Origin of the sequence: Rahnella sp. BIGb0236 (assembly GCF_004364755.1) — a bacterium.
GTDB classification, from domain to species: domain Bacteria; phylum Pseudomonadota; class Gammaproteobacteria; order Enterobacterales; family Enterobacteriaceae; genus Rahnella; species Rahnella victoriana.
On sequence record NZ_SOAO01000006.1, the window covers coordinates 62,394 to 86,793 of the forward strand.

The following is a 24,400-nucleotide window of genomic DNA, read 5'->3' on the forward strand; positions in this document are numbered from 1 at the left end:
ACTATGTGACCGGGGTAAGAGCGCGCAGCCAACGCATCTGCAACCCGAATAGGGGGAGTTGAGACGCTAATAACAGGAATCCCCTAAATAATTCGGATTGCAGGAAGGCGGCAAGTAAACGCATCCCCGGGAGCATAGATTACTATGTGACCGGGGTAAGAGCGCGCAGCCAACGCATCTGCAACCCGAATAGGGGGAGTTGAGACGCTAATAACAGGAATCCCCTAAATAATTCGGTTTGCAGGAAGGCGGCAAGTAAACGCATCCCCGGGAGCATAGATTACTATGTGACCGGGGTAAGAGCGCGCAGCCAACGCATCTGCAACCCGAAGTATGACGGGGATTTATTCGTGCAGGCCGCACTCGCGTTTGAGCCCAAAAAATCGCGTATCTTCTTCTTTCATCCCTTCTTCCCACTTCTTGGTGGTGTGCGTGTCACCGACGGAAAGGTAGCCCTGATCCCACAGCGGGTGATAGCTCAGGCCGTTGTCTTGCAGATAGCGGAAGATCTGACGGTTGTCCCAGTCGATGATCGGCAGGATTTTAAACACACCACGTTGCACCGCCAGCACCGGCAGATGCGCACGGCTGCCGGATTGCTCGCGCCGCAGACCAGCGAACCAGGTCTGCACGCCGAGCGTCTGAATCGCACGATTCATCGGCTCGACTTTGTTGATGTGATTGTACTTCTCGATGCCTTCGACGCCCTGCTCCCACAGTTTGCCGTAACGCGCTTCCTGCCACGCCGCAGAATGTTCCGCGCGGAATACCTGTAAATTCAGGTTCAGCTGTTCGGTTAACGTATCGATGAACTGATAGGTTTCCGGGAACAGATAGCCGGTATCGGTCAGGATCACCGGAATGTCCGGTTTCTGCTGAGTGACTAAGTGCAGACAGACCGCCGCCTGGATGCCGAAGCTGGAAGACAGCGCGAATTCGCCGGGCATATTTTCCAGCGCCCATTGCACACGCTCCTGCGCGGACAGTTTTTCCAGGCTGAAGTTAATTTCCGCCAGCGCCATAGATTGTCCGGACTTCGGCAGTTCATTCAGTTCAGCCAGAGTCAGATTCAGCAAACTCATATTGCCTCCAGTCGGTTATCGCGCTTAATCATAAAAGTCGCGTGCGGGGTCCAGCACCGGCCTGATGATCCCGGCGCGGATCACGAAGTCACCAAAGCCTTCACCGGTTTCGCGCTCTTTTGACCAGCGTCCGACCAGTTCGTCAATGATGCTCAGGATCTCAGCATCAGAAATATTTTCGCGGTACATGCGCGGAATACGTGTTCCGGCGCGGTTACCGCCGAGGTGCAGGTTGTAGCGGTTCATCGCTTTACCCACCAGACCAATTTCGGCCAGCAGCGCACGGCCGCAGCCGTTCGGACAACCGGTCACACGCAGAACGATATGTTCATCGCCCACGCCGTGGCTGTGCATGATGCCTTCCACTTTGGTCACAAACTCAGGCAGGAAACGTTCCGCTTCCGCCATCGCCAGCGGGCAGGTCGGATAAGACACGCAGGCCATCGAGTTTTTACGTTGCTCGGTGACGCCGTCGTCGATCAGGCCGTGATTACGCGCCAGTGTTTCGATCGCGTCTTTGTCTTTTTCTGAGACTCCGGCCACGATCAGGTTCTGGTTAGCAGTAAGCCTGAAATCGCCTTTATGGATCTTAGCAATTTCTGCCAGACCGGTTTTCAGCGGCTTGCCCGGATAATCAAGAATACGGCCATTTTCGATAAACAGCGTCAGGTGCCATTGTTTGTCGATGCCTTTTACCCAGCCGATGCGATCGCCGCGACCGGTGAATTCGTAAGGACGCACATCGCCAAACTGAATGCCTGCGCGTTTTTCAACTTCGGCTTTGAATACCGGCACACCGACCCGTTCCAGCGTGTATTTGGTTTTGGCGTTTTTACGGTTGGTACGGTTACCCCAGTCGCGCTGGGTGGTCACCACGGCTTCCGCCACCGCCAGCGTGTTCTCCAGCGGAATAAAGCCCAGCTCGCTGGCAGTACGTGCGTAGGTGGCTTTATCGCCGTGTGCGATAGAAAGCCCGCCGCCGACCAGCACGTTGAAGCCGACGAGTTTGCCATTATCGGCAATCGCCACGAAGTTCAGGTCGTTGGCGTGCAGATCCACATCGTTTTGCGGAGGAATAACCACCGTCGTTTTGAATTTACGCGGCAGATAGGTCGCGCCCAGAATCGGTTCTTCGTCGGTGGTTTCGACTTTTTCCTGATCCAGCCAAACTTCGGCGTAAGCGCGGGTGCGCGGCAGCAGGTGCTCGGAGATTTTTTTCGCCCACTGATAGGCTTCCTGATGCAGCTCTGATTCCACCGGATTCGAGGTACACAACACGTTACGGTTAACGTCGTTGGCGGTCGCCAGCGCATCCAGACCGAGTTTATTCAGCAACTGATGCACTGGTTTTACGTTCGGTTTCAGAATGCCGTGGAACTGGAATGTCTGACGGTTAGTAATACGGATGCTGCCGTACAGGGTGCTGTCTTCGGCAAATTTGTCGATGCCCAGCCACTGCGCAGGTGTCATCACCCCGCCCGGCAAACGGCAACGCAGCATCATGGCGTGACGCGGCTCCAGCTTTTGTTCCGCACGTTCAGCACGGATATCACGGTCGTCCTGCTGATACATGCCGTGGAAGCGGATCAACAGGAAGTTGTCACCGTTGAAGCCGCCGGTCAGGCCGTCTTTTAAATCTTCTGTGATGGTGCCGCGCAGGAAATTGCTTTCCTTCTTCAGGCGTTCGGCGTCAGCCAGCGGGGCATCGACGATCAGCGGGCCCGGACCGGGATTGAGTTCACTCCACAACTTATTGCTCATAATTTTTTCACTCATAACTTTATGCCCAAAATCATTCGAGTTGCAGGCAGGCGGCAACTGAAGGAATCCCGATGAGCTGACTCAAGTCAGTGATTCGGGTGACTGAAGGAAGCCAACGCCCCTGCAATTAGAAGGATGCAGGGCATTAGTAGACGTCGCGCTGGTAACGGCGATCAAGACGTAATTCACTGAGATATTCGTCGGCAGTTTCCAGATCCATCACGCCGTATTTGGCGATGATTTCCAGTAACGCCTGCTCTACGTCTTTCGCCATACGGTTGGCATCGCCGCAGACATAGACATGTGCGCCTTCCTGCAACCATTGCCAGACTTCAGCACCCTGCTCGCGCAGTTTGTCCTGTACATACACTTTTTCAGCCTGATCCCGTGACCATGCCAGGGAGATATTCGTCAGCAGGCCGTCTTTCACGTAACGCTGCCATTCGACCTGATACAGGAAATCATCGGTAAAGTGCGGGTTGCCGAAGAACAGCCAGTTTTTGCCGGTGGCGCCGTCGTTATCACGCTGCTGAATAAAGGCGCGGAACGGCGCGATGCCGGTGCCAGGTCCGATCATAATGACCGGCGTTTCCGGACTGGCTGGCAGGCGGAAATTGTCGTTATGCTCGATGAAGACTTTCACCTCGCCGTCTTCTTCCAGACGATCGGCCAGGAAGCCGGAGGCGCCACCGGAACGCGGACGCCCGTCGATGTCGTAACGCACCACGCCGACGGTGATATGCACTTCTGTTTCGGTTTCCGCCTGTGAGGAGGCAATCGAATACAGGCGTGGTGTCAGCGGTCGCAGTAAATCTACCAGTTGCTGGGCATCCAGCTCCGTCGGCGCGCGGCGTACCATGTCAGCGAACGGCACGGTCTGCGCATATTGTTGCAATGCCGGTTTATCTGCCAGCAGGCCGGTCAGGTGTTCGTCGCGGCACAGCGCGGCGTATTTCTCGATGATCGGCGTGGTGTTCTGAGTCAGTTCGATGTGATGTTGCAGGGCTTCTGAAAGCGAGAGTTTTTTATCATTCACTTCGACGATTTCATCGCCTTTGAGCCACAACAGCTCCACGATTTCCTGCACCAGTTGCGGATCGTTTTCGAACCAGATCCCCAGTGCATCGCCCGGCTGGTAACGCAGGCCGGAATCGCCGAGTTCGATTTCCAGATGACGCACGTCTTTGTCAGAATCGCGGCCGGTGATTTTCTGGTTAACAGAAAGTGTCGCGGTCAGCGGCGCTTCTTTACTGTACGGGCTGCTGTCGACCTGATTGACACTGCCCGCCAGCGTCGGCGCAGCCTGCGCACCGGTATCAGCTGGCACGCGCTGTTTCAGCACATCCACGATGCGCTTACGCCAGCTTTCAGCGGCTTCTTTATATTCAACGTCCGCATCCACGCGGTCTAAGAGACGTTCTGCACCCAGTTCGCCCAGACGGGTATCGAAGTCTTTACCCGCCTGACAGAAGAATTCGTAAGAGGTATCACCCAGCGCAAACACCGCAAAAGCGGTGTCTTTCATGTTCGGCGCTTTTTTGGATTGCAGGAATTTGTGCAATGCGACGGCTTCTTCCGCCTGCTCGCCTTCGCCCTGTGTGGAGGCCACGATCAGCAGCAGCTTTTCCTGACCAATTTGCTTGAATTTGTAGTCACCGGCATTCACCAGATTGACGTTAATTTTCGCGGCGATCAGGTCATCACGCAGTTGCTCGGCGACACGACGGGCGTTACCGGTTTGCGACGCAGAAATCAGGGTCACCGATGCGGCGGCCTGCACCGGCGCGGGGGCAGCGACCTCACCCGGTTGCTGGTTAACCCTTCCCCAGAAATACCCGGACAGCCAGGCCATCTGAGTCGGTGAGTAATCACCAATCGCCGATTGAAGGCGGGCCATTTGCTCGGGGGTCAGCGGGAGCAGTGAAGTTGGAGGAGCCTGAGTCGTCATCGCGGTACGAATTCCCTTATGCAAAAGCAAGTCATCAATCCGGCCTCCGGCGCTTTTTCACAAAGATTCGCGCGCGGGAAAGACCTTTCAGAGGATGTAGGTTAACGAGCCGGATAATAACAATTAAAGAAGTGATGGAAATAATAAATAACCAAAATGACTAAGAGGATTTAGAGGTAAGGTCTATCTGAAAAAGTGGTAAGGGATGATTTTTATCGTACTGAAATCGCTAAAAAATTTCACTCACTGTCAGCAGGCCCTCTGCAAAGTGCCGGATAGATAAAGAAAAACCCCGCCGGAGCGGGGTAATGAATTTTTTTCAGGATTGAGTTTTACGCTGACACTTTCAGAGGTGAAAAGCGTTGTGCTGCTCGAACCAGGCGAATTGTCCGGCGGCAAACACCGACATTTTACTGCCGCTGTGACCGACGTCAGACAGATCCATAAAGTGCCAGTTAAACGGCGTGTTGTTCTGCTCGGCGCGCTGCTGGGACGTGGTGAAATAGCTTTCCGCGCGCTCAAGACGGTTTGTCCCCTGGGCCATCGCCTGTTTGGATTTACGCAGCAAACGGTTTTCCGGATCATCATCCTGCGCACCGACGGCAATCAATACCGGTTTGGCGAAGTAATCATTCAGTTGCTGCTGACTGACCACCACCGGTGCTTCCCGCAATCCGTAGGGCCAGCGTTGGTCGGTATCCGGCAATGTCCACCAGCCCGCCGCCGCACACACCGCGGCTTTGACGTTCGGCTCCGGCAACAACGTCAGCATACGGTGGACAAACTGGCAGCCCGCGCTGTTGCCGAATAAATAGTATTGTTTCTGGCTGGTCACGCCCTGCTTCTGCAAGGTGGTAAACAGGGTGTCGACGATGCTGAATGCCCACTGCGATTTCGGCAGGCGGTGATGGGTTTTGCTGTCCGTCAGGTTGCCGAGGTTATACCCTGCCGCCCCGGGGAAATCCTGCTCACTGAAATGCGGGACGATCACCCGCAGATGGTACTGATCGGCGACGGTCATCCAGTCATTACGGTAAGTCATTGCGTTACGGTCAACACCGGTCATTACCATGACCACCGGGGTGGTCGCATCGGCGCCAACGGGTTGATAAGTGAAAACGTCCAGCGGCTTTTTACCCGCTGCCAGCGCGATATGCATTACGCCGGATCCCGCCGGAAAAACCAGTGCAGTTTTGGCGGCTTTCGCCTGAGCGGGCGCAGGTTCTTTCGCGGGAGAGGCCGTTTCTGCCTGCGCGCTGGCAGAGAACAACAGCGCCAGAACAGCGCAACGAAGCACAGTAATCATTCACTATCTCAACAGGTTAGTTTCTACCGGCTCACTGTAAGCCAGCAATGCAGGCGGAGTAAAGAGAGGAAAAGTCAGGATTTGGTGAAGAAAAGCGCAGCGAAGTCATGGCACGAAAGCCCGTATTCCGGTACTATGCCGCGTTTTTTCGAGCAACGAGACTGCCTCATGACCACCACATTATTTAAAGATTTTCAGTTCGAAGCCGCCCACCATTTACCGCATGTGCCTGCCGGGCATAAATGCGGCCGGTTGCACGGCCACTCTTTCACCGTCCGCTTAGAAATCACTGGTGAAGTGGATCCGCATACCGGCTGGGTGATGGATTTCGCCGAACTGAAAGCCGCGTTCAATCCGACTTTAGATCGTCTCGACCACTATAATCTGAACGATATTCCGGGTTTAGAAAACCCGACCAGCGAAGTGCTGGCCGCGTGGATCTGGAACGAGATGAAACCTAAGCTGCCACTGCTCAGCGCCGTGCGCGTCAAAGAAACCTGCACAGCGGGTTGCGTGTATAAAGGTTAACGCAAAATACCCAAAATCATTCGTGCTTTATCCAGGCGGCAATTGAATGAATCCCCCGGAGCTGACAATAGTCAGTGACTGGGGTGAATGAAAGCAGCCAACGCAGAGACAGCACGAAGGATGCAGGGTATTATGCAATGTTGAGATACTTATGTGTCTGCATTGAAAGCCGCCAGTTCCTTGCAATGCAGGTCGCAATGCACAGTCTGGTGGCTTCTTCTTTTTGGCTGATGGGCTGCAGGGCGATAATTCGCGCTTTGCTGTCCGTCAGTGTTTCCAGCAGAACATCCAGCGCGTCGATATCACGCTGACGCGCCACCGGATGCTTCACTTCATCAGCACGTTTCAGTGCCTGCGGCAGAATGTCGTATCCGCCACGCATATTCACTTTCGGGGAAACGGTCACCCAGGTATTCACTGAGCAACGCACTTCATGCGTGCCGCTGGTTTCAATCTGGCAACTGAAGCCGTTCTTTTCCAGCAATGAGGTCAGTTCGGTCAGATCATAAATGCACGGCTCGCCGCCGGTGATCACCACATGACGGGCGGTGTAACCTTGCTGCGCGATCACCTCGAGCAGTTGTTCTGACGTGGCATTGCCCCAGGCGTCACTTTCTTCGGTTTTGACCAGAATGCGCTGCATATCGACTTCCCGATCGGCAATTTTATCCCAGGTGTGTTTGGTATCGCACCAGCTGCAACCCACAGGACAGCCTTGCAGGCGAACGAAAATCGCCGGCACGCCGGTAAAATAGCCTTCCCCTTGCAGGGTTTCGAACATCTCATTAATCGGGTACTGCATCGGTTTCTCAGTCATCTCTAAAAAAATCAGCGCGCATTATCACAGATATGGCCGTTGAGACCAAACTTGTGCTGTAAATGAGTATGGCAGATTTCTCTGTGAGCAAAATCAGGGCGTAAAAAAACCCGCCGGAGCGGGTTTTTAAGAAAGTATGACGGGGCAGTAATTACTGACCTTTCACTTCTTTCAGACCGTTGAACGGTGCTGCATCACCCAGCGCTTCTTCGATACGAATCAGCTGGTTGTATTTAGCAACACGGTCAGAACGGCTCATAGAACCGGTTTTGATCTGGCCTGCAGCAGTACCGACCGCCAGGTCAGCAATGGTAGCATCTTCAGTTTCGCCTGAACGGTGAGAGATAACGGCAGTGTAGCCAGCATCTTTCGCCATTTTGATCGCAGCCAGGGTTTCGGTCAGAGAACCGATCTGGTTGAATTTGATCAGGATGGAGTTAACGATGCCTTTGTCGATACCTTCTTTCAGGATCTTGGTGTTGGTAACGAACAGATCGTCACCTACCAGCTGGATTTTGTCGCCCAGAACTTTAGTCTGGTAAGCAAAGCCAGTCCAGTCAGACTCGTCCAGACCGTCTTCGATAGAAACGATTGGATACTGTTTGGTCAGGTCTTCCAGGAAGTGAGTGAACTCTTCAGAAGTGAACGCTTTGTTGCCTTCGCCAGCCAGAACGTATTTGCCATCTTTGTAGAACTCAGATGCCGCACAGTCCATCGCCAGAGTGATGTCTTTACCCAGTTCATAGCCAGCAGCTTTAACCGCTTCAGCGATAACAGCCAGAGCTTCTGCGTTAGAACCCAGGTTTGGCGCGTAGCCACCTTCGTCACCAACAGCAGTACCCATGCCTTTAGATTTCAGCACTTTAGCCAGGGTGTGGAACACTTCAGAACCCATACGGATGGCTTCTTTCAGCGTTTTAGCGCCAACAGGCTGGATCATGAACTCTTGAATATCAACGTTGTTATCAGCGTGTTCGCCGCCGTTGATGATGTTCATCATAGGCAGTGGCATAGAGTATTTGCCCGGGGTGCCGTTCAGTTCTGCGATGTGTGCGTACAGTGGCAGACCTTTAGAAGCGGCAGCCGCTTTAGCAGCAGCCAGGGAAACAGCCAGAATCGCGTTAGCACCGAACTTAGATTTGTTCTCAGTACCGTCCAGATCGATCATGATCTTGTCGATGTTAGCCTGATCTTTCGCGTCTTTACCGGTTACAGCCTGAGCGATTGGACCATTAACAGCAGCAACGGCTTTGGTGACGCCTTTGCCCAGGTAACGGGATTTGTCACCGTCACGCAGTTCCAGCGCTTCGCGGGAACCGGTAGAAGCACCAGATGGCGCAGCAGCCAGACCTACAAAACCGCCTTCCAGATGAACTTCAGCTTCTACGGTCGGGTTACCACGGGAGTCGATGATTTCACGACCGATGACTTTAACGATTTTGGACATTAGGATTTCCTCAGTACAAGTTAACTAAAGCTTCGGTTAAACGACGTGTCTGAAACACGTCGTTTCGCCGGTATTTTATTTTACCTGACGCTTCTGATACTCACCGGCAGCCTTCACGAAGCCTGCAAACAACGGATGACCATCACGCGGCGTTGACGTAAATTCTGGATGGAACTGACAAGCCACAAACCACGGATGGTTAGGCAGCTCGATGATTTCCACCAGTTGCTTATCGCCAGAGCGACCGGCTACGCGTAAACCTGCGGCTTCGATTTGTTTGAGCAGCATGTTGTTCACTTCGTAACGGTGACGATGGCGTTCAACTATTGTTGGCTCGCCGTACATCTCACGAACCAGGCTACCGTCGTTCAGGTGACATTGCTGTCCGCCCACACGCATGGTGCCGCCTAAATCACTGTCTTCGGAACGGACTTCGACGTTACCTTCTTCATCGCGCCATTCGGTGATGAGTGCAACCACCGGGAACTTACAGTCTGGCACAAATTCTGTGGAGTTGGCGTTCTCCATACCCGCCACGTTACGGGCGAATTCAATCAGTGCAACCTGCATACCCAGACAAATGCCCAGATAAGGGATGTTGTTTTCACGTGCATAACGCGCCGTGGCCACTTTGCCTTCCACACCACGGTAGCCGAAGCCGCCTGGGATCAGGATAGCATCCAGACCTTTCAGCACTTCCACGCCACGGGTTTCGACATCCTGTGAATCGATAAGTTTAATGTTCACGGTCAGACGATTTTTCAGGCCGCCGTGTTTGAGCGCTTCAATCACAGATTTATACGCATCTGGCAGCTCAATGTACTTACCGACCATACCGATGGTGACTTCACCGCCCGGATTGGCTTCTTCATACACAACCTGTTCCCATTCGGACAAGTTGGCTTCCGGCGCGTTGATGCTGAAACGTTTACAAATATAATCGTCCAGACCCTGAGATTTCAATAGGGCCGGGATTTTATAAATAGAATCAACGTCTTTAAGGGAGATAACCGCTTTTTCCGGCACATTACAGAACAAGGCGATTTTCGCACGTTCGTTAGCCGGTACGGCGCGGTCAGAACGGCAGATCAGCACGTCTGGCTGGATACCGATAGACAGCAGTTCTTTCACGGAGTGCTGGGTCGGTTTGGTTTTCACTTCACCGGCAGCCGCCATGTAAGGCACCAGCGTCAGGTGCATATACAGCGTGTGTTCGCGGCCCACTTCAACGGCCATCTGACGAATTGCTTCCAGGAACGGCAGGGATTCGATATCACCGACCGTACCGCCAATTTCCACCAGCACGACATCGTGGCCTTCGCCGCCTTCAATGATGCGTTCTTTGATGTTGTTGGTGATGTGCGGGATAACCTGAATGGTGGCACCGAGATAATCGCCACGGCGCTCTTTGCGCAGCACGTCGGAATAAATACGGCCGGTGGTGAAGTTGTTGCGGCGAGTCATCTTGGTGCGGATGAAACGCTCGTAGTGGCCCAGATCGAGATCGGTTTCAGCGCCATCTTCGGTCACGAAGACTTCGCCGTGTTGAGTCGGGCTCATCGTACCCGGATCCACGTTGATATACGGGTCCAGTTTCATGATGGTCACGTTGAGGCCACGGGCTTCGAGAATAGCCGCCAGAGAGGCTGCGGCAATGCCTTTACCCAGAGAGGATACGACCCCGCCGGTCACAAAAATATAATTAGTTGTCATGCTGAACCTGAGAGGTTAGGTTTAAAGATGATGGAGTAACCAAGACGGGAAAACAGTATACCGGAACCTTGTGTGCGCCACAAATAAACGTTTTGCTGTCCATCATCGTTTTCCTTACCGTCAGTTCAGAAGGGTTAACCCTGCCAGCCCTATTCTTTCATTCTTTCAAAAACAACCAGTTAGCATATAAAAAGTGCTGAGTTGTTCGCATGACACTCTAAAACATCTTAGATTTCAATTTGTTGGACTTTACTGCTCTCAGATCAGCCGGTTAAGCACTGAATGACACTGAGCTTAACCGTTTCAGCATCAGCAGATCTTGTTTCCGATCAAAGTCGCATCGCGGATCTCAGCCTTCCTGCTTTTTCACCTGCTGCCAGGCGTCTTCCATTTGCTCAAGTGTAGCCTCTTCCATGTTTAAGCCCTTCCCGCGGATAATTTCCTCGACCTGCCTGAAACGGCGTTCAAACTTGCGGTTGGCCGCCTGCAACGCATCTTCGGCTTTATGGCCTAAATGGCGGGACAAATTAACGGTCGCGAACAACAGGTCGCCGATTTCCTCGCCGAGCTTTTCTTCATCAATGACCGCCTGACGCGCCTCAAACATCACTTCGTCAATTTCTTCGTACACCTTGTCGAGCACCGGTCCGAGCGTCGTCCAGTCGAAGCCGACATTTGAACAACGTTTCTGAATTTTGTGCGCTTTCATCAGCGCAGGCAGTGCGGAAGGAATATCATCCAGCGCCGAGTGCAGGGATTTTTCCGCGCGCTCCTGCGCCTTGCGGGCTTCCCATTTGACCAGCACGTCTTTACTGCTGGCGTCTTTCGACCAGGCTGCTTCCTGACCAAAGATTTGCGGATGGCGGCGTTCTAACTTGTCGGAGATGGCATCGCAGATATCGTCAAACTCAAACAGCCCCTGCTCGCTGCCCATCTGGGCGTAAAACACCACCTGAAACAGCAGATCGCCCAGCTCGTCGCGTACATCGTCGTAATCTTTACGGGTGATGGCATCCAGCACTTCGTAGGTTTCTTCCAGCGTGTACGGAGCGATGGTCTCGAAAGTTTGCTCTTTATCCCACGGGCAACCGGCCTCGGGATCGCGCAGGGTTTTCATGATGGTGAGCAGGCGTTGCAAAGAAGAATCGGTCATAGGATCTGTCCGTTTTAAAATAGAGGAGTCAAAAACATAAAAGAAAAGGCCCGACTGGCGGGCCTTATAAGCGTTTGATCAACTGCCGTGAAGTCGCTTGGCTTCAATCACATCCGGCAACTGATTCAGTTTGGCAATCACGCGCCCCAGCACCTGCGGGTTGTAGATTTCGATATCCATGTCGATGGTTGCCAGTTGCTGCCTTGTGTCGCTGCGGCTGGCGACGCCGAGCACGTTCACTTTTTCGTTGGCAAGGATGGTGGTGATATCACGCAGCAGGCCGCTGCGGTCGTTGGCCACCACACGCACCACCAGTGAATACCCGCTGGAATAGCTTTCGCCCCACACGGCATCGACCACACGTTCCGGCGCATTCGAGCGTAAATCTTCCAGCTGATCACAGTCGGCACGGTGGATGGAGATCCCACGCCCCTGAGTGATGTAGCCGACGATTTCGTCGCCCGGGATCGGCTGGCAGCAACGCGCAATGTGGTGCATCAGATTACCGACGCCTTCGACGACGACGCGACCATTGTCTTTGGTGCGGGTCGGTGGCGGCGTGGTTTTCTGCGTCAGCTGGCGCAGCGCTTCTTTATCCAGCTCTTCCGCACTCGGCTTTTTCAGCTGCGATTGCAGGAAGTTCACCATCTGATTCAGACGGATATCGCCGTTACCGATGGCGGCGAGCACTTCATCCAGCGAGTTGACGTTATAGCGTGGCAGCAGCAGTTTTTCGGCATCTTTGATGCTGATATCCAGTCTGTCCAGCTCGTCATCGAGGATTTGCTTACCGGCAATAATGTTCTTATCGCGATCCTGTTTACGGAACCAGTTTTGAATTTTCGAGCGGCCACGGCTGGTTGTGACGTAACCGAGGCTTGGGTTCAGCCAGTCGCGGCTTGGGTTCGCATGCTTCTGGGTGATGATTTCAATCTGATCGCCCATTTGCAGCTGATAGGTAAACGGCACGATGCGCCCGCCGATTTTCGCGCCGATACAGCGGTGACCGACATCGCTGTGGATGTGATACGCAAAGTCGAGCGGCGTGGAGCCCATCGGCAGGTCGATCACATCGCCTTTTGGCGTAAACACGTAGACGCGATCGTCGAAGACCTGGCTGCGCACTTCGTCGAGCATTTCGCCCGAATCGGCCATCTCTTCCTGCCACGCGATAAGTTTACGCAGCCAGGCGATACGCCCTTCGTAGCCACCGCTGCGGCCACCGACCACTGCCGTGCCTTCTTTGTATTTCCAGTGCGCGGCCACGCCCAGCTCGGCATCTTCGTGCATCTGGCGGGTACGGATCTGCACTTCCAGCGTTTTACCGCGCGGCCCTAACACCACGGTGTGAATCGACTGATAACCGTTTGGTTTCGGGTTGGCGACGTAATCGTCGAATTCGTCCGGCAGATGGCGGAAATGGGTGTGTACAATCCCTAACGCGGCGTAGCAATCCTGTAAACGCTCCACCACGATACGCACGGCGCGCACGTCGAAGAGTTCGTCAAAGGACAGGGATTTTTTCTGCATCTTGCGCCAGATGCTGTAGATATGTTTCGGGCGGCCATAGACATCAACTTTGATGCCCTCTTCCGCCATCGCATTTTTAACCGTCGAGACAAAATCGTCGATGTACTGCTCACGGTCGATACGACGTTCGTGCAGCAGTTTGGCGATGCGTTTGTATTCGTCAGGATGCAGATAACGGAAGCAGAAATCTTCCAGCTCCCATTTCAGCTGGCCGATACCCAGACGGTTGGCCAGCGGTGCGTAGATGTTGGTACATTCTTTCGCCGCCAGAACGCGTTCTTCTTCCGGCGCATCTTTTACTTCGCGCAGGTGCGCGATACGTTCGGCCAGTTTCAGCACCACGCAGCGGAAATCTTCCACCATCGCCAGCAGCATACGGCGGACGTTGTCCACCTGCTCGGAAGCCATGGAATCGTTTTGCGTGGCTTTCAGCTGGCGGATGGCATCCATATCACGCACGCCATGCACCAGATCGGTAATGCCTTTACCGAACTGCTGCGTCAGCGTGTCTTCGTCGATAATGCCGTCATCAACCAGCGGGAACAGCAGCGCGGCGCGCATACTGTCGTTATCCATGCTGAGGGTCGAGAGGATTTCAACCATCTCCAGACCGCGCCACAGAAGCAGCGAGGCGTCAGGATGGCCCTGCGTTTGTTGCTCGCAGTAGCGCCAGGTTTCGGCTAAACGCTCACATGATTGCTGGCTGGACAGTCCTAAGCTGTTGATCCAGTCGTCGAGCGCGAACTCGCCAGCCGTGTTCAGATGTGCACTTCTTACCGCAACCATACCCTCTCCCTACGTTTCTGACACAACGCCTGTGTCAGACGGGTTGATAAACAGAGCCATCGATTCAAGGTGCCCGGTGTGCGGGAACATATCCAGCATACGTACCTGAGCCAAACGATAACCCGCCTCCAACAAAATTTTACTGTCCCGCGCTAAGGTTGTGGGGTTGCATGAGACATACACCACACGCGCCGGGGCAAGTTTAACGATATGCGCCATCACGCCAGCAGCGCCGCCCCGGGCCGGATCCAGCAAGATTTTATTGAAACCTTGCGCCGCCCAGGGTTGTTTACTGACGTCGTCCTCCAGATTCTCATGGTAGAAGGACACATTATCTAATCCATTATTGCGGGCATTATCTTGCCCATTCGCCACCAGTGTAGCAACACCTTCGACGCCGACAACCTGCTTAGCTCTTTTTGCCAGCGGCAGGGTGAAATTCCCCATTCCGCAGAACAGATCCAGCACGCGATCTTCCGGCGTCAGTTCCAGCCATTCCAGTGCCTGCGCCACCATTTGCTGGTTAACGGCGTCGTTGACCTGAATAAAGTCGCGCGGACCAAATTTCAGATTCAGTCCCTCAATCTGATAATAAGGGGTTTCGCCGCACAAAGGCTCCAGCGTCTCGCTGTCAGGTGCCAGGTACATCGTTAACTGATGTTGCGCAGCAAACGCCGTCAGACGCGCCCGGTCGGCCTCGCTGAGCGGATCCAGATGGCGCAGCACCAGCAGCGGACCGTTATCCGCCAGCACCAGTTCCAGATGCCCGAGGCGCTTCACCGCAGACAGGGAGGACAGGCATTCCTGCACAGGCACCAGCAGTTGCTCCAGCTCAGGTCGCAGTACCGGACAGCGGGTAATCGCCACCAGATCGTTCGAGCCTTCCTGACGGAATCCCATCACCAGCGGACCGTTCGCCGTCCCGGTTTTACGCCCCGGTTTAACGCCCGCGATTTGCAGCCCCAGACGCGCGCGACGGCGATAGCCATATTGCGGCCCGGCAATCACCGGCTGAGGATCCGCCTGCACGCCGGTTTCACGCGAAATCAGCCGTAATAATGCCGCCGATTTACTGCGCTGTTGCAGAGCCTCGCTGGCGTGTTGCTGCTGACATCCGCCGCAGGTGGAATAATGCGGACACGCCGGTTTGACGCGATCGTCGCTGGTGGTCAGCAAACGTTTCAGACGGCCTTTGGCGTACTTGCTTTTATCTTCTGTTAAAGTGACGTCTGCCTGTTCGCCGGGCAGTAAGCCACTGACAAATACGGCTTTGCCGTTATGGCGCGCCACGCCCTGCCCGAAAGCATCCAGGTCGGTGGCGGTCACAGTTATCGTTTGCCGGGTCGTCACGCGACGGTTCGGAGAGTAGAATTGAGCCATTATTGTCGATTACACGCTGGTTTATTAAGCTTACTTTAGTCAATTCTCCCACATTGGAACCTCATGACCAAATATAGCCTTCGCGCACGGATGATGATCCTGATTCTGGCACCGACATTAATGATCGGTTTGCTGCTCAGCACCTTCTTTGTGGTGCACCGCTACAACGAGTTGCAGAATCAGTTGACAGAAGCCGGAGCCAGTATTATCGAGCCTCTGGCGGTCGCGAGCGAATATGGCATGACGTTCCGTGAACGCGAACCGGTGAAACGGCTGATCAGCCGCCTGCACCGCAATCACTCTGACATTGTGCGCAGCATCAGTGTTTTTGATGGCGACAATAAACTGTTCGCCAGTTCCACCAGCCAGCATGACGGCAGTCCGTTGCAGGTCAAACGTGTCGAAGACATTCCCCGTGAGCTGACCAAAATCCGTTCCGGTGATGTGTTAATCCTGCGCACGCCGATCCAGGCCGAAAACCATACAGAAGCGGATGACGAAACGTTCAGTGCATCGCCGGACAACAGGCTGGGGTATATCGCCATCGAGCTGGATTTACGCTCGGTCAAACTGGCGCAATATCAGGAAGCCTTTGTTTCCACCATGCTGTTGTTGCTGTGTCTGGGGATTGCCACCTTGTTCGCTTACCGCCTGATGCGCGACGTGACGGGGCCAATCCGCAATATGGTCAATACCGTTGACCGCATCCGTCGCGGGCAGCTCGACAGCCGTGTGGAAGGCAATATGCCGGGCGAACTGAGCATGCTGAAAAACGGCATCAACTCAATGGCGATGTCGCTGACGGCCTATCACGAAGAAGTGCAGCAGAATATCGATCAGGCCACCTCAGACCTGCGCGAAACGCTGGAGCAGATGGAAATCCAGAACGTTGAACTGGATCTGGCGAAAAAGCGCGCGCAGGAAGCAGCACGTATCAAGTCTGAATTCCTGGCGAACATGTCCCACGAGCTGCGTACGCCGCTCAATGGCGTGATTGGCTTTACCCGCCAGACGCTGAAAACCCCGCTGTCGCCGACGCAGGCCGACTATCTGCAAACCATTGAACGTTCCGCCAATCATCTGCTAACCATCATTAACGACGTGCTGGACTTCTCCAAGCTGGAAGCGGGCAAACTGGTGCTGGAACATATTCCGTTCTCGCTGCGTGAAATGCTCGATGAAGTGGTGATCCTGCTGGCGCATACCGCGCATGACAAGGGTCTGGAACTGACGCTGAACGTCCACAACAACGTGCCGGAAAACGTGTTAGGCGATCCGATGCGTATGCAGCAAGTTGTCACTAACTTGCTGGGAAATGCGATTAAGTTCACCGAAGCGGGCAATATCGATATCAATGTCGAACTGCGTTCGCAGAACAACTTGCAGGTCGAACTGGAAGTGCAGATCCACGATACCGGCATCGGTATTTCTGAGCGCCAGCAGTCGCAGTTGTTCCAGGCGTTCCGTCAGGCAGACGCCAGCATTTCACGCCGTCATGGCGGCACCGGTCTGGGACTGGTGATCACCCAGCGTCTGGTGAAGGAAATGGGCGGCGACATCAGCTTCTACAGCCAGATTAACCGCGGCTCCACCTTCTGGTTCCACGTCACGCTGGAGCTGAATGAAAACCGCCACGTCACGCCGGTGTCCATGAGCCATCTGGAAGGCAAACGACTGGCGTATGTCGAAGCGAACCCGGCGGCGGCGAAAGCCACGATGGAAATCCTGCAGGCCACCCCGCTGGATGTCACTCACCGCACCACGCTGGCCGCGCTGCCAGACACGTGGTACGACATCATGCTGTGCAGCATTCCGGTAAAACCGGATCAGATCCTCTCCGAGTACGACGGTAAATTACAGAAAGTGCTGGGCATGACGCGGCACCTGCTGCTGGCGCTGCCGAGTCAGTTCCAGGTGGATGCCGAAGAGCTGAAAAAACGCGGCGTGCAGGCCTGTCTGATTAAACCGATGTCGAGCATCCGTCTGCTGCCGTTGTTATTACAGGAACAACAGGCATCCGTCCGGGTGATCGGCAATAACGACGACAAAACCTCGCGCCTGCCGCTGACCGCCATGGCGGTGGATGACAACCCGGCGAACCTCAAACTGATCGGCGCCTTGCTGGAAGAGCTGGTGGAAACCACCGTGCTGTGTCACAGCGGCGAGGAAGCCATCGAGGTCGCCCGTCATACCGATCTCGACATTATTCTGATGGATATTCAGATGCCGGATATCGACGGCATCCGCGCCAGCGAAATCATTCATCAGATGGCGCGTCATGCCAAAACGCCGGTGGTGGCGGTCACCGCTCACTCACTGAGCGGCGAGCGCGAACAGTTACTGAAACTGGGCATGGATGATTATCTGTCAAAACCGATTGATGAAAGCATGCTGAAAAATGTGCTGTCACGACATCATCAGCACCAGACGCAGCTAGATTCGCCGTTACAGGGCAGCGAGGCGCTCGCGCCAATCAGCACGCTCGACTGGCAACTGGCGCTGAGCCAGTCGGCCAATAAAGTCGCGCTGGCGCAGGATTTACTGCAAATGCTGGTGGAATTCCTGCCGCAGGTGGCGGAGCGGGTGGAAGCGGTCACGCGCGGCGAGCCGGATGACGATATTCTGGCGCTGATCCACAAACTTCATGGCAGTTGCAGCTACAGTGGCGTGCCGCGCCTGAAACAGCTGTGTTTCTACATCGAGCAGCAGTTGCGTCAGGGTGTCAACGCCGACACGCTGGAACCGGAATGGTTTGAGTTACTGGATGAAATCGACAACGTGAAACGGGCGGCGGTGGCTTATTTACCAAGGTGATCCCTGACGGGGTCATACCAAAAGAGTAACGCCCGGTATCCGCCGGGCGTTTTGTTTCTGTCAGAACCAGGTCGTCACCGCACCGGTCACATCCCACTGTTCATTCACCAGCAACAACTGCCGCCATTTGTCGAACGTCAGGCACGGATGGCAAATATCAAACACCAGCATGTCGCCGACTTGCAGATCCGCCTCTTCCGGGATCGACATAAACGCATGCTGATCCATCATCGAGAACACTTTCCAGTCTTCCGGCGCGGGCACCACGGTGGTGTAACCCGCCTGTGTCGCGCTGCGCGGACGAAAATGTCCGGCGGCTTTCGGGTATCCGGCGTCATAACCGGCATCGCGTTTGCCGAAGGCAATGATCGCCCTGCCCGGCTCCGGCAACGACTGCACCGCCGCCCACACCTGCAACGCCGGCTGTAAGCTGCTGTTCATTTCCCGTGCCACCGGATTGCAGGTTTGCATCCGCTCCAGCGCCGCCTGATACGCACCCACGTCATGCGTGACGTAACACCCTGAGCGCAAAATGATATCCAGCACGTAGCGTTTTTCCGGGTCGAGATGGGTTTCTTCCCGCGTCAGTTCCTCGGCCACCACATCAAACCAGGCGGAACCGGCACCGGTTAATATCACCCGTGGCTCGGCAAACTCCCGTGCCTGCGCCAGCGCTTCGGTGCGCGCCATCACATGACGCAGGAAACGGCGGATCACCGCTTCATCGTTACTCACGCCTTCATACAGCTCGACGCCGACCAGCGCCAGTGACTGCGGCCAGCGTTTCACTGCGGCCAGCACATCGGCTTCCTGCTGGTCCGTACGAATGCCGGTACGCCCGCCCGCCATGCCATACTCAAACATCACGCGCAGTTTCAGTTGCTGGCTGGCGAAGTAATGGCCGAGCGCATCGGCGTTCTCAGCGGAATCCACGATACAGGTGAAATCAAACGTCGGGTCTTCGCGCAGCAGCCAGGCAATGATCGCCATATTGCCTTTGCCGATCAGCTGATTCGCCATGATCACTTTACGCACGCCATGCGCAAACGCGGCATTGACCTGCGGCGCGGTAGCCAGCGTAATGCCCCATGCACCGAATTCCAGCTGCATCTGATACAGCTCGGGGCTCATGGTGGTTTTGCCGTGCGGGGCCAGTTTCAGCTGATACCGCTGGATAAACTCACGCATCCAGGAAAGATTGTGTTCGATTCGCTCTTCGAGCAGCACGGCAACCGGCAGGCTCACGTCTTCACGCAGAATATTCCAGCCCTGTTCACGGATATCGCCCATGCGCGCACCGGCGCTCAGCGGCCCCAGCCCTTTGGTGTGTGTGTTAACCGGTTGCTGTGAAAAATCTGTCTCTGACATACGGGGATTCTCATTGGCGAAGGTCTTTAAAACCTAACGTAAAACCGCCACAAATAAAATACAAAAACCGGCGCAGGCTGGGCCTGAACACCGGTTTTTTATCCTGACTGCTGTGGTTAAAGTTTTTGCGATAACTTAATGGTCGCGGCAATATTTCGTGCTGATTTACGCAGGTTGTCCGCAGCGTTTTTCAGGGCATCGTCCAGCGTACAAATGCTGTAAAGCACACTGAAAACGGCGTCCAGACCGTGGTCGTAAACGACATCAACATCTTTTGTCAGACTGCCTGCAATGCCAATCACCGGCTTGTTGTAACGCTTGGCCACCCGCGCCACACCAATCGGCACTTTGCCGTTGATGCTCTGGCTGTCAATCCGCCCTTCACCGGTGATCACCAGCGTCGCATCTTTCACCAGTGCATCCAGCCCCAGCGCGTCGGTGACAATCTCAATCCCCTGACGCAGTTCGGCATGGCAGAAGCCGTAAAGCGCCGCGCCCATGCCACCGGCCGCACCGGCACCGGGAACATTCTCCACGTCAATGCCCAGATCCTGTTTGATCACCCGGGCGTAATGATGCAGATACCCGTCGAGCTGTTCGATCATCTCCGGCGTTGCGCCTTTTTGCGGGCCGAAGATGGCAGACGCGCCGTCCTTGCCGGTCAGCGGATTTGTCACGTCACAGGCCACTTCAAAACGGCATTTTTTGATCCTCGGATCCAGCCCGCTGATATCAATGTGATGCAGTTTTTCCAGTTCGCCGCCGCCCTGACCAATCGACTCGCCTTGTTTGGTCAGCAGCTTCGCGCCCAGTGCCTGCATCATGCCTGCGCCGCCATCGTTGGTGGCGCTGCCGCCAATCCCGATGATGCAGTGTTTCACGCCATGATCGAGGGCCGAATGGATCAGCTCACCCGTGCCGTAGGACGTGGTTTTCAGCGGATTACGTTGCGCCACCGGGACGCTTTCCAGTCCGCTGGCCGCCGCCATCTCGATGAACGCGATTTTCTCATCGCCGGAAAGCCCGAAGAAAGCCTCCAGCGGCGTGCCCAGCGGGCCGGTGACGTTCACCTTCACCACACGTCCGCCGGTCGCCGCCACCATCGCTTCGACCGTGCCTTCGCCGCCATCGGCAACCGGCAGCTTGACGTATTCCGCCTCGGGGAAAATCTCACGGAAACCACTTTCGATGGCTTTTGCCACATCCAAAGCAGACAAACTTTCTTTGTATGAATCCGGTGCGATCACTATTTTCATAAAGTCATTACCTTCATAAACTGCACGCGCCGATGTGGAAAAGCGTCCTGTCAGTTTTGCATCCTGCCTGAAGGGCAACGCGAAACGAGTCTCAACTCAGGGCCACGTTGCCGCCGCAGACTAACGGGTAACTTCAACCTTCGCTAAGGTTTCATAATAGCGTGCAATGGCGCTATGGTCAGATTGCCCGTGACCATCCGCTTTCAGAGCCTGCATCATTTCCATGACCAGCGAGGTCAGAGGCAGTTGTGCACCGACGCCGTGTGAGGTGTCCAGCGCGTTCGCTAAATCTTTGATGTGCAGATCAATACGGAAGCCCGGTTTGAAATTGCGATCCATCACCATTGGCGCTTTCGCTTCCAGTACGGTGCTGCCCGCCAGACCGCCGCGAATGGCCTGGAAAACTAAATCAGGATCGACGCCCGCTTTGGTCGCCAGCACCAGCGCTTCTGACATCGCGGCAATGTTCAGCGCCACAATGACCTGATTCGCCAGTTTGGTGACGTTGCCTGCGCCGATATCACCGGTATGCACCACCGAACCCGCCATGGACTTCATGATTTCATAGCATTTATCGAACACCGCTTTATCGCCGCCGACCATCACTGACATGGTGCCGTCGATGGCTTTCGGTTCGCCGCCGGAAACCGGCGCATCGAGCATGGCGATTTGTTTAGCGGCCAGCGCTTCGCTGATTTCACGGCTTGCCAGCGGGGCAATGGAACTCATGTCGATGAAAATGGTGCCCGGACGCGCACCTTCGATCAGGCCGTTTTCGCCCAGCGCCACCTCTTTCACCTGCGGCGAGTTCGGCAACATAGTGATGATCACGTCAGAGACGGCGGCTACCGCTTTTGGCGTGTCTGCGGCGGTCGCGCCGAGTTTTACAATTTCGCCCACGGTATCCAGATTGCGGTCCATCACCACCAGCTCGTAACCTGCTTTCAGCAGGTTTTTGCTCATAGGCTTGCCCATGATGCCTAAACCAATAAAGCCAATTTTCATTCGGGTATCCTCTTTATATTGATGTTTGAGAGCGGATCACTGGGTGAAGCGATCGCACAGCGCCTGAGTCCCGGCGCGGAAAACGCCTAAATCACTGCCGACCGCCACGAAGGTCGCGCCCCATTCCAGATAACGGCGCGCATCGGCTTCCACCGGTGCCAGAATGCCGCTGGCTTTGCCGTGTGCTTTTGCACGCGCGAAGATGTGACGGATGGCGGCCTGCACGTCAGAGTGCCCGGCGTTGCCGAGATGCCCCATGCCCGCAGCCAGATCGCTCGGGCCAACAAAAATGCCGTCGATGCCGTCAACGGCAGCAATTGCATCCAGATTATCGACGCCCTGCTGGCTTTCGATTTGCACCATCACCGCGATGTTGTCGTTAATGCTGTTGAAGTAATCCGGCACGGTGCCGAACATGTTGCTGCGATGCGAAACGGAGACACCACGGATGCCTGCTGGCGGATAGCGCGTTGATGCCACGGCCAGTTCAGCCTGTTGCTGCGTTTCGACAAACGGGATCAGGAAATTGTAGAAACCGATATCCAGCAGGCGCTTAATCACCACCGGATCATTGAACTGCGGACGAACGACCGGCGCACTGCGGCTGCCTTTCAGCGCCATCAGTTGCGGCACAAACGTCGTGACATCATTCGGCGCATGTTCGCCATCGAGCAGCAGCCAGTCAAAACCCGCCACGCCCAGCACTTCAGTGGTAATCGGGCTGCACAATGCTGACCAGCAACCAATCAGGGTTTTCCCTTGCAACAAATCCTGGCGAAAACGGTTGGGAATCATTTGATTACTCATATCTGATATCTGACCTCATTAAAGGGGGCAGAGCCGGAAGCCCGGAATGCCCCGCATCACAATTTACTGTTTCTTAAGTTCCAGACGTTTGATATCGCCGACCACCAGCAGATAGCAAAGCATCGCCATCAGTGCTGAACAGCCCACAAAAATTAATGCCATGTTGAATGAATGCAGGCCTTTCACCATGTAGCCGATCACCAGTGGCGTGACGATAGAAGCCACGTTGCCGAATACGTTGAAAATGCCGCCGCACAGGCCGATGACTTCTTTCGGCGCGGTATCGGCAATCACCGGCCAGCCCAGCGCCCCGAAGCCTTTACCGAAGAACGCCAGCGCCATCAGGGTCACCACCAGGGCGTTGTTGTCGGTGTAGTTACACAAGATGATGCTGGTGGCTAACAACATGCCCAGCACGATAGGAATTTTACGTGCCACGGTCAGCGAGTAACCGCGTCGGATCAGGTAATCTGAGAACACGCCGCCCAGTACGCCACCGGCAAAACCACACAGTGCCGGGATAGCCGCAATCATCCCGACTTTAAGAATAGACATGCCTTTTTCCTGAACCAGATAAATCGGGAACCAGGTCAGGAAGAACCACGTAATACTGTTGATGAAATACTGCCCGAAGAAGATCCCCAGCATCATGCGGCTGCTCAACATCTGGCGAACGTAACTCCATTTCGGGCCACTTTTCGCCGTGTCCGTTTTCTTGTGGTCGATATCAACCACCGCGCCGCCGTCTTTCAGGAATTCCAGTTCGCTTTTGGAGATATTCGGATGCTCCGGCGGGTTATGGATGAATTTGATCCACACCAGCGTCAGCACAAAGCCAATCACGCCCATGACGATAAAGACATGTTCCCAGCCCCAGGCGTAGGTCAGCCAGCCGAGCAACGGTGAGAACAGCGCCAGCGAGAAATACTGCGCGGAGTTAAATATTGCCGAAGCCGTGCCGCGCTCCGTGGTCGGAAACCAGGCCGCCACGATACGGGCGTTGGCCGGGAAAGAAGGCGCTTCAGAGAAGCCGAGCATAAAGCGCAGCATAAACAGCGTCAAAGCGCCGTATGCCAGCGGGAACCAGCCGACAAAGCCCTGTAACAGGGTGAACAGCGACCAGAAGAACAGACTGTAGGTGTACACTTTTTTGGAACCAAACCGGTCCAGTAACCAGCCGCCGGGCAGCTGCATAATCAGATAAGCCCAGCCGAACGCGGCAAAAATTTGTCCCATGTCGGCAGCATCCAGGCCCAGCTCACGCGCGACCTCGGTACCAGCGATAGAAAGCGTTGCACGGTCGGCGTAATTCACCGCCGTGATGAGAAAGATAATCAGCAAAATATAGTAACGGATATGGGTCCGCACCTTACTTTGCGCGATTGCCCGTGACTCGGATTGAATGTTCATGGTGACCCTCATTGTCATAATACGAAACTTTTTCAGGGAACTTACCGCTGGCGAAATAACGTTGTTTTATTCACCTGTGGTTATTCACCGTTCAGTTCCTTTATACGAAGCAGGCAATTAACACTCTGTTTATGATTGCCTGAAATTTACCTGTATTACTTTTAACGTCACCTTCAGAGGGCCAATACAGTATAAAAAAGAGGTCCCGAAATAACACTGTGCATTCGCCCAAGAATCGTCCCACGGATGATGACTATTCTTTTGCATCCACACATCGCTGTGGGAGGAG

At 54.8% G+C, this 24,400-nt stretch carries 16 protein-coding genes and 1 pseudogene; 2 read left to right on the forward strand and 15 right to left on the reverse strand.

The features are described from left to right. Nucleotides 1–344: 344 nt before the first annotated feature. The 4 genes from EDF78_RS13870 to EDF78_RS13885 all read right to left on the reverse strand — a co-directional run bounded on the left by EDF78_RS13870 (nt 345) and on the right by EDF78_RS13885 (nt 6,097). Nucleotides 345–1,082, reverse strand: coding sequence for a phosphoadenylyl-sulfate reductase (locus tag EDF78_RS13870; RefSeq protein ID WP_133823315.1), 738 nt, complete (start codon nt 1,080–1,082; stop codon nt 345–347). 24 nt (nt 1,083–1,106) lie between these two features. Next, nucleotides 1,107–2,858, reverse strand: coding sequence for an assimilatory sulfite reductase (NADPH) hemoprotein subunit (cysI, locus tag EDF78_RS13875; protein ID WP_195818077.1), 1,752 nt, complete (start codon nt 2,856–2,858; stop codon nt 1,107–1,109). 130 nt (nt 2,859–2,988) lie between these two features. Beyond that, nucleotides 2,989–4,791 (reverse strand): NADPH-dependent assimilatory sulfite reductase flavoprotein subunit, encoded by a 1,803-nt coding sequence (cysJ, locus tag EDF78_RS13880; protein WP_095923522.1) that lies wholly within the window; start codon nt 4,789–4,791, stop codon nt 2,989–2,991. A gap of 346 nt (nt 4,792–5,137) precedes the next feature. Then, the gene (locus EDF78_RS13885) at nt 5,138–6,097 is read right to left on the reverse strand and encodes a hypothetical protein (RefSeq protein ID WP_133823316.1); all 960 of its coding nucleotides are present in this window, start codon (nt 6,095–6,097) and stop codon (nt 5,138–5,140) included. A 168-nt stretch (nt 6,098–6,265) separates the two neighbouring features. Between EDF78_RS13885 and queD the strand changes: the two genes are divergently transcribed. Next, nucleotides 6,266–6,625, forward strand: coding sequence for a 6-carboxytetrahydropterin synthase QueD (gene queD, locus EDF78_RS13890; RefSeq protein WP_013574001.1), 360 nt, complete (start codon nt 6,266–6,268; stop codon nt 6,623–6,625). A gap of 130 nt (nt 6,626–6,755) precedes the next feature. On the opposite strand, the gene queE is transcribed toward queD, so the two are convergent. The 6 genes from queE to rlmD all read right to left on the reverse strand — a co-directional run bounded on the left by queE (nt 6,756) and on the right by rlmD (nt 15,451). After that, entirely contained in the window at nt 6,756–7,427 is a 672-nt protein-coding gene (gene queE / locus EDF78_RS13895) for a 7-carboxy-7-deazaguanine synthase QueE (protein WP_133823376.1), read from the reverse strand. A 166-nt stretch (nt 7,428–7,593) separates the two neighbouring features. Continuing rightward, nucleotides 7,594–8,889, reverse strand: coding sequence for a phosphopyruvate hydratase (eno, locus tag EDF78_RS13900; RefSeq protein WP_133823317.1), 1,296 nt, complete (start codon nt 8,887–8,889; stop codon nt 7,594–7,596). A 75-nt stretch (nt 8,890–8,964) separates the two neighbouring features. Then, complete coding sequence (gene pyrG, locus EDF78_RS13905; RefSeq protein ID WP_013573994.1) at nt 8,965–10,602, reverse strand: CTP synthase (glutamine hydrolyzing); 1,638 nt, start codon at nt 10,600–10,602, stop codon at nt 8,965–8,967. Nucleotides 10,603–10,951: 349 nt separating this feature from the next. Next, entirely contained in the window at nt 10,952–11,755 is an 804-nt protein-coding gene (gene mazG / locus EDF78_RS13910) for a nucleoside triphosphate pyrophosphohydrolase (RefSeq protein ID WP_133823318.1), read from the reverse strand. A 78-nt stretch (nt 11,756–11,833) separates the two neighbouring features. Further along, nucleotides 11,834–14,071 (reverse strand): GTP diphosphokinase, encoded by a 2,238-nt coding sequence (relA, locus tag EDF78_RS13915; protein ID WP_015695888.1) that lies wholly within the window; start codon nt 14,069–14,071, stop codon nt 11,834–11,836. Between the two features lie 9 nt (nt 14,072–14,080). After that, on the reverse strand, nt 14,081–15,451 hold the full coding sequence (rlmD, locus tag EDF78_RS13920) for a 23S rRNA (uracil(1939)-C(5))-methyltransferase RlmD (protein WP_119823268.1): 1,371 nt from the start codon (nt 15,449–15,451) through the stop codon (nt 14,081–14,083). Between the two features lie 63 nt (nt 15,452–15,514). Between rlmD and barA the strand changes: the two genes are divergently transcribed. Then, on the forward strand, nt 15,515–18,265 hold the full coding sequence (barA, locus tag EDF78_RS13925) for a two-component sensor histidine kinase BarA (protein WP_133823319.1): 2,751 nt from the start codon (nt 15,515–15,517) through the stop codon (nt 18,263–18,265). Nucleotides 18,266–18,325: 60 nt separating this feature from the next. Here barA and EDF78_RS13930 read toward each other — a convergent pair whose 3' ends face one another. From EDF78_RS13930 to EDF78_RS13950, 5 genes and pseudogenes are all read right to left on the reverse strand, one after another. Further along, the gene (locus EDF78_RS13930) at nt 18,326–19,633 is read right to left on the reverse strand and encodes an amino acid deaminase (protein WP_133823320.1); all 1,308 of its coding nucleotides are present in this window, start codon (nt 19,631–19,633) and stop codon (nt 18,326–18,328) included. Nucleotides 19,634–19,749: 116 nt separating this feature from the next. Further along, nucleotides 19,750–20,889, reverse strand: a complete 1,140-nt coding sequence (locus EDF78_RS13935; RefSeq protein WP_095923529.1) for a glycerate kinase — start codon at nt 20,887–20,889, stop codon at nt 19,750–19,752. Nucleotides 20,890–21,009: 120 nt separating this feature from the next. Next, nucleotides 21,010–21,903 (reverse strand): annotated as a pseudogene (gene garR, locus EDF78_RS13940) (2-hydroxy-3-oxopropionate reductase); the annotation flags it as partial. A gap of 27 nt (nt 21,904–21,930) precedes the next feature. Continuing rightward, entirely contained in the window at nt 21,931–22,701 is a 771-nt protein-coding gene (gene garL / locus EDF78_RS13945) for a 2-dehydro-3-deoxyglucarate aldolase (protein ID WP_133823321.1), read from the reverse strand. A gap of 63 nt (nt 22,702–22,764) precedes the next feature. After that, nucleotides 22,765–24,111, reverse strand: a complete 1,347-nt coding sequence (locus EDF78_RS13950; RefSeq protein ID WP_095923532.1) for an MFS transporter — start codon at nt 24,109–24,111, stop codon at nt 22,765–22,767. Nucleotides 24,112–24,400: the final 289 nt, after the last annotated feature.